The sequence below is a fragment of the Vibrio sp. 1557 genome, assembly GCF_033340175.1.
Classification (GTDB): Bacteria; Pseudomonadota; Gammaproteobacteria; order Enterobacterales; family Vibrionaceae; genus Vibrio; species Vibrio alginolyticus.
This window is the reverse complement of sequence record NZ_JAWOVZ010000004.1, coordinates 317,184-329,184: the sequence shown is the minus strand read 5'-3', so window position 1 is coordinate 329,184 and position 12,001 is coordinate 317,184. Positions and strand designations below refer to the sequence as shown.

The 12,001-nt window shown below is 43.9% G+C and carries 10 protein-coding genes; 7 read left to right on the top strand and 3 right to left on the bottom strand.

Features of this window, described 5'->3' with window-relative positions; genetic code table 11:
* Positions 1-190 precede the first annotated feature (190 nt).
* Positions 191-652: a methyltransferase family protein gene (locus R7070_RS08630; protein ID WP_170893864.1), complete on the bottom strand. Its 462-nt coding sequence runs from the start codon at positions 650-652 to the stop codon at positions 191-193.
* Positions 653-725: 73 nt separating this feature from the next.
* Positions 726-3,761, bottom strand: a complete 3,036-nt coding sequence (locus R7070_RS08625; RefSeq protein ID WP_170893865.1) for an FAD-binding and (Fe-S)-binding domain-containing protein — start codon at positions 3,759-3,761, stop codon at positions 726-728.
* Positions 3,762-4,023: 262 nt separating this feature from the next.
* Here R7070_RS08625 and R7070_RS08620 point away from each other — a divergent pair, with 262 nt between their 5' ends.
* The 7 genes from R7070_RS08620 to R7070_RS08590 all read left to right on the top strand — a co-directional run bounded on the left by R7070_RS08620 (position 4,024) and on the right by R7070_RS08590 (position 10,009).
* On the top strand, positions 4,024-4,704 hold the full coding sequence (locus R7070_RS08620; RefSeq protein WP_005388843.1) for a DUF3334 family protein: 681 nt from the start codon (positions 4,024-4,026) through the stop codon (positions 4,702-4,704).
* A 208-nt stretch (positions 4,705-4,912) separates the two neighbouring features.
* Positions 4,913-5,608 (top strand): DUF2786 domain-containing protein, encoded by a 696-nt coding sequence (locus R7070_RS08615; protein WP_005377954.1) that lies wholly within the window; start codon positions 4,913-4,915, stop codon positions 5,606-5,608.
* A gap of 217 nt (positions 5,609-5,825) precedes the next feature.
* Positions 5,826-6,485, top strand: a complete 660-nt coding sequence (locus R7070_RS08610) for an OmpA family protein (protein WP_005377956.1) — start codon at positions 5,826-5,828, stop codon at positions 6,483-6,485.
* A 76-nt stretch (positions 6,486-6,561) separates the two neighbouring features.
* Positions 6,562-7,536 carry a J domain-containing protein gene (locus R7070_RS08605; RefSeq protein WP_005388848.1) on the top strand — a complete coding sequence of 325 codons (975 nt, stop codon included), beginning with the start codon at positions 6,562-6,564 and terminating at the stop codon, positions 7,534-7,536.
* Between the two features lie 177 nt (positions 7,537-7,713).
* The gene (locus R7070_RS08600; protein WP_005377960.1) at positions 7,714-7,896 is read left to right on the top strand and encodes a hypothetical protein; all 183 of its coding nucleotides are present in this window, start codon (positions 7,714-7,716) and stop codon (positions 7,894-7,896) included.
* Positions 7,897-8,308: 412 nt separating this feature from the next.
* Positions 8,309-8,701 carry a SulA-like leucine-rich domain-containing protein gene (locus R7070_RS08595; RefSeq protein ID WP_005377962.1) on the top strand — a complete coding sequence of 131 codons (393 nt, stop codon included), beginning with the start codon at positions 8,309-8,311 and terminating at the stop codon, positions 8,699-8,701.
* Positions 8,702-8,905: 204 nt separating this feature from the next.
* Positions 8,906-10,009, top strand: coding sequence for a phosphoribosylaminoimidazolesuccinocarboxamide synthase (locus R7070_RS08590; RefSeq protein WP_064376418.1), 1,104 nt, complete (start codon positions 8,906-8,908; stop codon positions 10,007-10,009).
* A 77-nt stretch (positions 10,010-10,086) separates the two neighbouring features.
* Here R7070_RS08590 and R7070_RS08585 read toward each other — a convergent pair whose 3' ends face one another.
* Positions 10,087-11,760, bottom strand: a complete 1,674-nt coding sequence (locus R7070_RS08585; protein ID WP_318141182.1) for an alkaline phosphatase D family protein — start codon at positions 11,758-11,760, stop codon at positions 10,087-10,089.
* Positions 11,761-12,001: the final 241 nt, after the last annotated feature.

The following is a 12,001-nucleotide window of genomic DNA, read 5'->3' as shown; positions in this document are numbered from 1 at the left end:
ACAGTGAGTTTAAAAGCGAGGGAGTAATCGCGCTGAGTTCTTTTAGTTGTTGATTTCATAACACTCTCCAATTTTTTTGGGGGGAAAGTGTCAACCTTATTTAGGACGGCACAGTTTACTAAAAGAAAGCCCAACGTCGACCGTTGGGCTTTCTTTTTATGTCTCATCCAAACAAAACTAAACGCAATGCTTAGAGCCAACGACGAACATGATTTTTATAATCCACATACTCCTCACCAAACAATCGCTCTAGAACGCGTTCCTCAGGCTTGATTTGAAACCGATTCATATAACTGACAAATATCACGCCACAAAGCACCACACTCAAGTGCTGCCACCACAAACCAGTTGCTATGATTAGGAGCAGTAATGCCGTGTACATAGGGTTGCGTGAAAAGGCAAACACACCAGTTCTTACAACAGAAGATGCCGCTTCAGGTTTTACTGGGTTTACTGTGGTTTTTACTTTGCGAAATTCATACACACCAGCAATGCCTATGTAACCAGACAACAAAGTTAATACACCTACTACAAATTCAACAAAGGGTACTCGAATGTTCATGCTCGGCGTCAAAACTTTAAGTCCATACATCAAAAGTATGACTAACAAAAACACCACAACAGGTGGGACTTTGAGTTCAAGTTTTCTCAAGATTCATATCCTTTGAAAGGGTCTAAATACGGTTTCTAAAAAGCCCAGTAAAACTGGGCTTGATTTAGTCCGATTACAACAAAGTTAACAATGCCTGAACGGGATGCTTGGGCTTCGTTCCTTCAAAGCGTTTCACTTGGCTGCGGCAAGAATAGCCTGTAATCAAACATCTCTCGTTATCCAACTTATCTAAGCTTGGCTTCCAGCTTAAATTGTAAATATCTTTCGACATCGACAACTTATCAACCTCATGACCAAACGTACCCGCCATACCACAACAACCAACAGGTACCGTATTCAAAACTGCACCAAAGTGAGCAAAAATAGCGCCCCACTCTTTTTCCGCATTTGGCATTTTGGTTTTTTCAGTACAGTGCGCAAACAGATACCAAGGTTCCTGCGCCTTATGCTCTCCGCTTTCAAACGCTTCTAGTCTTGGGTAAAGCCATTCGTGGGCTGTTAGTACATCGAAATTACCTCGCTTACTGCCAAGCACTTCAGCGTATTCATCTCGGTAACACAGCACCAAAGCAGGATCGACGCCAACTAATGGGATATCCAAATCCGCTACCATCGCCAAGAACTTCGCTGTGTCGGCTGCTGTGTCCTTAAACTGACGTAAAAACCCTTTAATGTGTTGTGCTTTACCATTCGGCTTAAACGGCAGAAGTACCGGATACATACCCAGCTTTTTCAATAACTTAACGAAGTCTTCAACGACATCAGCGTCGTAGTAGCTAGTGAATGGGTCTTGAACAATTAAAACATGCTTGCTCTTTTCAGACGAAGACAAACCACTGAGCGCTTGCAGATCATAAGGCGTTGTCAGCGACTCTACTCGTTGTTTCAAGGTGGGTACTGATAACAACGGCGCATCGACATACCCGACCGTAGATGCCGTTAAACTTTTCACCCACGACTGCTTCAAAACACCATTTACGACACCTGGCGCTTTTGCCATCATCGGCAGCATAGTCTCAATGTTCGCAACCAGATAGTCTTTTGCAGGACGTTGATAACGAGAGTGATAGATGTTTAAAAAGCGTGAGCGAAAGCTCGGAACATCGACTTTAATCGGACACTGACTCGCACACGCTTTACACGCCAAACAACCATTCATCGCTTCATACACTTCGTGAGAGAAGTCATACTCGTGACGACGATTGATAGAATGACGTACGCGGTCAATCATGGTTTTGATTGATGTTTTGTTTTCTAGTGTTTGCTTTTCTAAGTCAAGGATATCAATGCCTTGCTCTGTGAGCTGACGCAACCACTCGCGAACCAAACCCGCACGACCTTTCGGTGAATGACGACGATCGGCTGTTACTTTCATCGATGGACACATTGGCGAGCTAGTATCGTAGTTAAAACACAAACCGTTACCGTTACATTCCATCGCTTGTTTAAAGCTGTCACGTACTTGAACGTCAATCTGACGGTCATAGTAACCACGTTTGGTATCGGTAACTTTTACTAACTCTGCATCACTATCAAGCGGCGTACAGATTTTGCCCGGGTTCATTTTGTTGTGTGGATCGAATGCCGCCTTCACACGTCTCAGCTCAGTAAACAACTCATCACCGAAAAACTCAGGGCCATATTCTGAACGGAAACCTTTGCCGTGTTCACCCCACATCAAACCGCCGTATTTCGCCACCAGCTTAACCACTTCATCAGAAACTTCGTGCATCAATGCTTCTTGGTGCGGGTCACACAAATCCAACGCAGGACGTACGTGAAGCACCCCGGCATCGACGTGACCAAACATGCCGTAATTCAGAGACTTGCTGTCTAACAGCTCTCGAAACTCTACAATGAAGTCCGCCAGATTTTCTGGTGGCACACAGGTATCTTCAGCAAATGCGACCGGTTTAGCGCGGCCTTTTGCTGCGCCTAACAAACCCACCGCTTTTTTACGCATGTTGTAAATACGCCCGATACTCGCTACATCGTTACAGACTTGGTAACCGATGATGCCCGCTTCTTCTGTTTCTAGCATGGTATCGAGCTTGGCGGTCAGCGATGCAACCTGCGCTGCAACTTCTTCTTCGTCCTGACCTGCATATTCCACCATATTGATGCCAAGCATCTCTTTATTTGGAACATCGGTAAGCAAATCACTCACGGTGTGCCAGACGATATCTTGCTTCGCGAGATTAAGCACTTTCGAGTCAACGGTTTCTACAGACAGCGCTTTCGCTTCGACCATCAACGGTGCATTACGCAGTGCAGAATCAAAGCTGTTGTATTTAACGTTAACCAAAGTACGCGCTTTCGGAATTGGCGTCAGGTTAAGCTTCGCTTCGGTAATGAATGCCAATGAACCTTCAGCGCCGCACAGTACTCGTGTGATATCGAAACGGTCACCTTCTTCATTCAAGGCATTTTTTAAATCGTAGCCCGTTAAAAAGCGGTTAAGAGGAGGAAACTTATCTACGATCTGCTGGCGTTTTTCACGACATACGGATTCCGTTACACGTAGCGCCTTGGCAGCAAACTCGTCTTCTTTTGGGTAGCCGTTGGACAGGTCTGATTCTAAAACTGAGCCATCAGCAAACACCGCTTGTAGCGACAAAACATGATCGGATGTTTTTCCGTATTTCAGAGAACCTTGACCAGAAGCATCGGTGTTGACCATGCCGCCAATCGTTGCACGGTTACTGGTAGATAAGTCTGGAGAGAAGAAGTAGCCATAAGGGCGAACTGCGTCATTTAACTGGTCTTTCACTACACCAGTTTGTACACGAACCCAGCCTTCTTTCTCATTAATCTCAAGCACTTTGTTCATGTGGCGAGACATATCCACCACAATACCTTTGGTTAGCGACTGACCATTGGTCCCCGTGCCGCCACCACGAGGTGAAAAGGTAATTCGTTCGTACTTTTCTTTATTGCTCAGTTTCCCGAGGAGAGAAACATCTTCTGTCGTTTTGGGATGAACGACAGACTGAGGAAGTTGCTGGTAAACACTGTTGTCAGTGGCAACCGCTAGTCGACTTGAATATTGGCTTTCGATATCACCAGTGAATCCGGCGTGCTCAAGCTCTTTCAGAAAACTAAGAACAAGAGGATCGACATCAGTTTGCGAGTGTAATCTTGGTAACATTTGCTTCCTGCCCCTACGACGCTGATCCGATCAGCTGCGGGTTGTGTAATTATTTGCTCACTTCTCATACAAATTGGCGCTAAGCGAAAAAAACACCACAAAAGAGTTAGTGAAGTAATATTCTTTGAATTTCGTCACTTTACAACATTTAAAAAGACGAGCAAATCAGAATCTCGATACAATAATTAAACTTATGCTTTATTTTTTCACGCTTGATGCCTTACATTGGGGAACGAATCGCGTTTCTAGATGAGTTTTCAGAATGAAAAAAAATAAAATTGTGACCACTGAAGATATCCTTCTCAAACTTTGCCAGTCTGTTTCTGGCGTACTTACTTCGGCGACATCTTCTCAAGTAAATTATTCAGCAATGGTGCAAAAAATCCACAAGACTAGCCTCAAACCAGATTTTGGCTGTTTTGTTCTGTTTGATGGCGGATTTACCGGGCTAGTTGTGATTAATTTTACGGCAAAAGCCGCACTGGAGATCTACACCAACTACATGCGTAATATGGGCATGCCAGAAGAAGAACTGGCAATATCTCATACTTCTGACGAGGTAGGCGATGTTCTGGGTGAACTCATGAATCAACTGGTCGGAGACTTCACTAATAAAATTCGTAAAGACCTGCAAACGAACATCACACAAAACCAACCAAAAATGCTGGCGCTGAATAAGCAAGTTATCTTACAAGTTGATACCAACCTTGACCGCCCTCAAGCGCGCAGAGTGACGTTCTCCACCGAAAACAACAATATTTTCTATCTCGAGCTAGCAATGGATAAAACTGAGTTCATCCAACTGGAAGAGTTTGAAGTTGCTGAAGACGAAAACCCAGACGACATTTTAGAGGCAACACGTAAACAGTTGGCTGAGAAAGAATCTAAATCGTCGGGATCAAACGATGATGCCGATGACTTGCTCAACCAGCTCGGGTTGTAATTCTAACGAATCTTAATGAAGAATGGCTTCTTAGACACAAGTACGACTTCATACTGATTACGACGAACTAAAACGCCAGCCTCGCTTAATGCGAGGCTTCTTTTTATGTGCAGAAATTATCTTCAGTCCCACCTTGTATTTCGTTTTTATGTCAAAAAAGGTAATATGTCTGACTTCATAAATTTTCTGCTTTCGTTACTGGTTGTCGATGGATAAACAAAAAGCTCTGAAAAAAATCGCCAAGTGCTTAGAACTGGGCAATTCCGCTAATGTTAATGAGGCTGCCAATGCTATCAAAATGGCACATCGCCTCATGCTTAAATATGGTCTCGATAAAGACGATATTGAGTTCATCAGAATGGGAAAAACACAATCTTCTCATCTGCTACCAGCGAACATCAGTTCTACCATATTGCGAGTGATTCGCGGCATTAACACAAAATTCGGTGTCGAAGCAGTATTGTTGAATCACAAAGGGCTCAAACGTGTCGAATTTATCGGTGAAGCAGATCGCGCTATTTTTGCTGCATTTGCTTTCGATATTGTTTATCGCGAGATGAACGAAAGTACCGGACAATTCCGAAACAGCTTTGCTGGCACCGGCACCTCTTCTCAGGAAGTGACTCGCCGTGTGAACTCATTTGTATCTGGCTGGGTGGAAGGCGCGATTGAAAAATTGCCAATTATTTCTCCAGATGAAGAGTCGGCCAATAAAATTAATGACTATATTGATAAAGAATTCCAAAACATTGACCGCGAAACGTTCAAGAAGCAATTGAAAGAAGCGATGAAAAACCTAACTGAAGACTACGAAGTGGGCTTAAAGAAAGGTAGAAAGGTTTCAGTTAACCGTGGAGTGGGCGGCGAACAAGCACGCAAAATGTTGGGCGATTCATCGAAATAGCCAGAATAGTAAAGGATTCACATAAGCAGCAATGACTTCGATGTCGATGGGGCTTACTTTGAGAGCTTTGGCAGTATTGATAGGAATTTTCTTACAGAAACTCTTATCAATCTTACTTTCTCATAACAAATATCAATGCTTGTTTATTCATAATTCGCATCCCATTATGAGGCATGGTTTCGCCTCAGTTTTATACGGAGATTTTCCCTTGAAAAAGATGCCTATTGCACTAGCTCTAGTGCTAGCTCTTACTGGCTGTCAAGCCACTCAACGCCAAAATGCAACAACGGGTGAATACGAAACTAACTCCACCACGCAAGGCGCGCTTATTGGTGCGATCGCTGGCGCAGCAATCGGCCTAGCAACGGGTGATGATGCTAAAGAACGTCGTCAGCATGCACTCATTGGTGCAGCCGCAGGCGGAGCGACTGGCGCTGGCGTTGGTTACTACTTTGACCAACAAGAAGCGGAATTACGTCGCGCTTTGCTAAACTCTGGCGTACAAGTTCAGCGTGTTGGTGAAAATCAGCTTTTACTGCGTATGGAAAACGGTATCGGCTTCTCTTCAAGCTCTTACCAGCTTGATGCTAGTATCCATAATACTCTACGCGGTGTTGCTCGCATCCTAGTTGAGTACCCAGATACCAGTCTCGTTATTGACGGTTACACGGATAGCACAGGTAGTGAGTCATACAACCAAACGTTGTCAGAGCGCCGTGCAGAGTCCGTACGTCAATTCCTAGTATCTCAAAACGTTGCACCTGGTCGTGCAATTGCACGCGGCTACGGCGAACGTAACCCAATTTGCTCAAACCAAACTTCTGAAGGTCGTGCGTGCAACCGTCGTGTTGAAATCCAGATCTTGCCACTGAAGTAATTTGGTTGCACCATAACGGTAATAATAAAAAATTACCGGAGCAGGCCTAACCATTATCGTTAGGCCTGACATATTAATGTCTGTCAAAACGTCTGCCCTACTCTGCTTATTTAGCCTCAGCTTTTCTGGCTACTCACTTGCCTCTCAAGCTCCAAATGACCCCATCGAACAATACGAGTACGCACAACAATTATTGGCATCAAACGAAGCTGAAGCCTCACCAGAAACGCGCTACTGGCTAGAGCAATCCGCCAACCAAGGTTACCTCCCTGCACAAAAACAGCTCGCGAACGACTTTGCTAAAGGGATAAATGGCGAAAAAAATGAAACACAAGCGTTATATTGGCTAACCTCTATCGCACTCAATGACCCAACCGATCGTGGCTTTCTTCTCGCCGATTTTATTCAGCGCAATCCAGGTAAGGTCACAACTTCTCAATTGACTGAAGCCTTGTATCAAATGGCTTCTCAGCATAATCCAGCAGCAGAACAAGCTTATAATCAACTGTTAGAGCTGCGCTTCAACCAACTACGAGCTAAACAAGTCTCGCAAATAAAGTCGCTCGATAAAAAAGCAGAGCAAACACAAGAAGAGAAAAGCACAGTTGCAACCCCCAAAGTAAAACACTCGCAGTTTCTATGGCTGATTTGGCTAGCGGCGATCCTCATCATCAGCGGCTTAAGTTTCCTCGCGATCAAAAAACTTAAGCAGAATAGAAAAGCGCGTGAAGCCAAAGAGGAAAGCCAAAATCAACGAATGGCGGAAAAAATAAAAGAGCTAGAGTTTACGAACAAGCAACTGAAGCGTCAGTTAGAGAAAGTATTCAGAGAATTTAAGAAATCCAAAACTCAGGCAGAAAACCATAAGCTAAGCGTCGCGTGTGCTATGTTTGGCTACACACCACAAACCATCCCTGATTTACAGGCAATCAAGCTACGCTATAGACAATTATCAAAGCTTTATCATCCTGACACAAGGGGCAGTGAAGAAGAAATGAAGCGACTCAATCATGCCTTTAAGCTCGTCTCACAAAATGTTACAAAACAGTAAAAATAGGTCAGGATACTTTGGCTGCCATGCTTTTATTCCCATATAATCAAGCACCGCAATCGATCTCCCTCTCAAAGAAATTAACAGACATTTAACTTAAGTCGCGCTTTTATGCCATAATGCCCGGCGCAAAATAACACCTAACGACTCAAATTAATCTAGGTGGGGAGAAAATCAATGTTCACTGAAGAAGGCACCTGTGATTGGTGTAAAAAACCTAGTCTTGTAACTCGTCACGATTATTTAGATGGCAAGCACCACTACTCATGTAAAGCTTGTTACGATATGGCGAAAATCGACGTGCGCCTATTTAACCAAGGCGAATTGCAAATGCGCGAACGTTTGCAACGAGCGAGCTAAGCAAGACGGAATCAATGGAACTGATTTTCAAAAGCGCCTTTTATAAGGCGCTTTTTTGATCTCCCAAGCCTATTTCCAATCTCTATCTCGTATTCCCTCCTATCCTACATAGCATGTCGCATCGGTTATCAGCCCTCTTCCACTGTATACAAACCACTGTCCGTGAAAAACACCTGTATATACAGTAGTAAACCCCTGTATGTCTCTCGTCCAACTTTCTACTCACCTCACATTTTTAAATTGATGTTAGACATATCAGAAATAAAAAATAAACAAATAAATTCAATTACTTAAAGTAAAATTCTTTTATTTCCTTTTCAAAAAACCGCAAATAACTTTTGAGAAACTTGTTGATCAGGTCGCCAAAACAAACTACTGTATAGGCATACAGCATGTATAAAGGAACAGTAAGATGCAGTTACAAAGTCAATCTCATACATACTCTCGTTACAACGTATTGGCACAAGCAACTAAGCCCATGGCCGTTTCGGATCAGCTTCTATCTAAGCTGGCTGTTTTATCGCAGCAGAAACAATGGATTTTGTTTACAGCAGACTGCCCTCGTCCAGACTTTGAACAACTCACTGCTTCTAATATTTGCTGTAAAAACGTTATTCAAATGAAGCCCTCTCAACAGCTTTCAGAAGTCGAGATCGTGATAAAAGCCATCCGATCAGGCAATGCCAGTGCTGTTGTCGCATCCAATAAAATTGCACTTATGAATCAATCTATGTTGCGCGACATGGCGCAGCGCTATCAGTGTGAAGTCTTTTTCGTCGAAGGCAGAGTTAATAAGTACCACTAATAAGTTCGACGTTATCCATCCTGCATCTCGCCTCCTTTTTAAGGGGGCTTTTTTTGTATTAAAGAAAATAGGCAAACGTTTGCTTTTTTCTCTGGCGAGTTAAAATAGTTCTGGTATGATGCCCACATTCGATTTATTCAGCGCCCACATTTTGCTGAATATCTTCTCTTTCTGACGTTTGATTAAGATGATAGGAATGTCGCAATGAGCCTTGCTAATCAAGTACTTGCCGTCAATGACGACCTGCCAATTCGCACCCATAAACCCGTTCATAGTGGAAAAGTTCGTTCAGTTTACTGGTTAACTGATGAAGACAGCGCCCGACTGATCAAAGAAAAAGGATACAATGTCGCGCCAGATGCGCCTTTGGCTATCATGGTGATTAGCGACCGAATCTCTGCGTTCGATTGTATTTGGCATGCTGAAGGTGGTCTTAATGGTGTCCCGGGTAAAGGGGCTGCGCTTAATGCGATTTCTAATCACTGGTTCAAACTGTTCAAAGAAAATGGCTTAGCAGATAGCCATATTCTAGACATTCCTCACCCTTTTGTTTGGATTGTACAAAAAGCCAAACCGGTAAAAATCGAAGCCATCTGCCGCAAATACATCACGGGTTCGATGTGGCGCGCTTACGCAAATGGCGAGCGCGAGTTTTGTGGAATCCAACTTCCTGAAGGGTTAGAAAAAGACAAAGCACTGCCAGAGTTGCTAATGACCCCATCCACAAAAGGCATTCTAAAAGGCATTCCCGGTGTGCCAGAAGCGGATGACGTTAATATTACTCGTCAAAATATCGTAGACAACTACGAAGCATTTAACTTCTCAAGTGCGGACGATATCGCACTCTACGAAAAACTGCTGAAAGAAGGCTTTAACGTTATCAGCCAAGCATTAGAAGCAATTGACCAAATCTTTGTCGATACCAAATTCGAATTTGGTTATGTTCATGATGCTGCTGGCAATGAAAAGCTGATTTACATGGATGAAGTGGGTACACCAGACTCGTCTCGTATATGGGATGCTAAAGAGTACCAAGCAGGTCACATCGTAGAGAACTCAAAAGAAGGTTTCCGCCAGTTCCTACTTAACCACTTCCCTGACCCAGATATCTTGCTAAATAAAGAACGTATGCCAGAGCGTGAAGCACTCGCTCGTGATAATGCTTTACCCGTCGAATCTTTGATGGCGATTTCGAGCACCTACATTGGTATTGCCGAGAAGATTACAGGCAAGCCGATTCATTTGAGTGAGAATCCGAAAGCGGAAATCATCGAAGTTCTGAGCAAAGAATACGGATTGATTGACTAGCACTGTCGCTAGATTGCTAAATGCTTTCCAATAAAAAGTCCGCACTAGCTTGCGGACTTTTTCGTATTAGGCTCAGTTTAGCCGATATTTAACGTAGTGCCATCTGTTGTAGAGGCTGACTTAGTCGTCACCTGATATGTTTTGTCTTTAATCGTTGATACGAAATACCAGGTCGACTCTGCTTTGTCGGGCGTAAAAGTAACACGCATAAAGCCACGCTGTTTGATGTCTGCCCACTGTAATTCTGACACTAAGTGCGGCAGCGTGTATTCCATTTGAGCGATCGCGACAGGGTCTAACGCGAGGTAGGCCTCTAACCCAGGGGAACTCACAGAGCTAGTCGCAAACTCTACCCCGATAGGATACTTAGATACGTCTTTAAGCTCACTTGCCCATGCGTTGTGCGTATCTCCTGCCAAACAGACAAAATTACCACTGCTGGCTTTGGCCAGTTGATAAACGTTCTCTCGCTCAACGTAGTAACCATCCCATGCATCTAGGTTATATGGCAAAGCAATGGTATCTAAACTTGGGTCAGAGAGATAACCCGTAATCGCAGAGTTTACCGCTAATAACGCCTCTGTTTTTTGTTCTTCAGTGGCAGTAAACAATTGAAACATCGCGGTCATAACCGAACTTGGCAACTCCATACGAGACATTAACACTTGTTGCCCTATCACATTCCAAGTTGCGTCGTGCGTACTGAACGCATCCATCAGCCAAGCGAGTTGGTCACCGCCTAACAGCTCTCGGTCTTGACTGCGCGACTGAGCAACTAAACCGCCAATAGCTTCCATCGTTGGTGAGCTGAGCGAGAAATAATCCAACGGTTTATCACGCCCCACAAGTCGCGTGTCGAGCATCATCAAATTGACTAAACTTCCAAACGAAAACTGACGGTAAATCAGCATGTTTGAGAAAGTGTTTTCACGAACGGGCAACCATTCTGTCCACGCGGCAGCAGCTGCTGCACGACGATCATTAAAACTGCCTTCCTCTTCTTGATGGTTTTCCGCACCATTTTTCCAAGTATCATTTGCAAGCTCATGGTCATCCCAGACAGCAATCATTGGTAGGCTCGCATGTAACGCTTGCAGATCAGCATCTTGGCGATATTGCGCATACCGTTTTCGGTAATCATCTAAGGTAATACATTCAGTGCCTTTGCTTGGCTCTCGCCCTAGTGCCTCAGCATCTTCACTAGCGTAGCCACCAGCACCATACTCATAAATGTAATCACCGAGATGAAGCACCACATCAAACGGGTCTTGCTCATGTTGATTTAAAATCTCTCGATACACATGGAAATAACCAGCAGGATAGTTTGCGCAAGAAACAACGGCCATGGATGCCTTTTCTACACCACCCTCTGGTAATGTTTGAGTTTGCCCGACTTCGCTAGTGACATCTCCAACCATGAATCGATAGTAGTAGCGAGAATTTGCGTTGAGATTTTGAACATCGACTTTTACCGTGAAATCTCGGCTCGTGTCTGTGGCAAAAGTGCCACTTTGCACGATATCAGTAAAATTTTCGTTAGATGAAACTTGCCAGCTTACATCTGCGTAGCTCGCTGAGGTTGTAACACGAGTCCAAATGATTACTTGTGTTTGAGTAGGATCTCCACTCGCCACTCCGTGCTCAAAGGTAACCGCAACAGATTCACTAGCATCGCTACCACAGCCCACCAACCCGGTAACAATCGCAGTTGAAGAGGCTGCTTTCATAAAGTCTCGACGAGACAAAGACATATTGACTTCCTTTCTTATTGTGCTTGTTTTTATGCCCAAATGACGTGGTGACTCAATCATCCTTGTGTGCCAATAAGGGACGTTAATTCGAACTTACAGTACCAACCACTTAGTCGGTAATTTGTCCTAAAAACACAAAGTTAGAAGCTAGTTATGACAATTGCATTTCCAAACGTTACATTTTTGTTAATTTAAGTGCAAATACTCTATATTCATCACATTTCCAAGACCTGTGACAAAA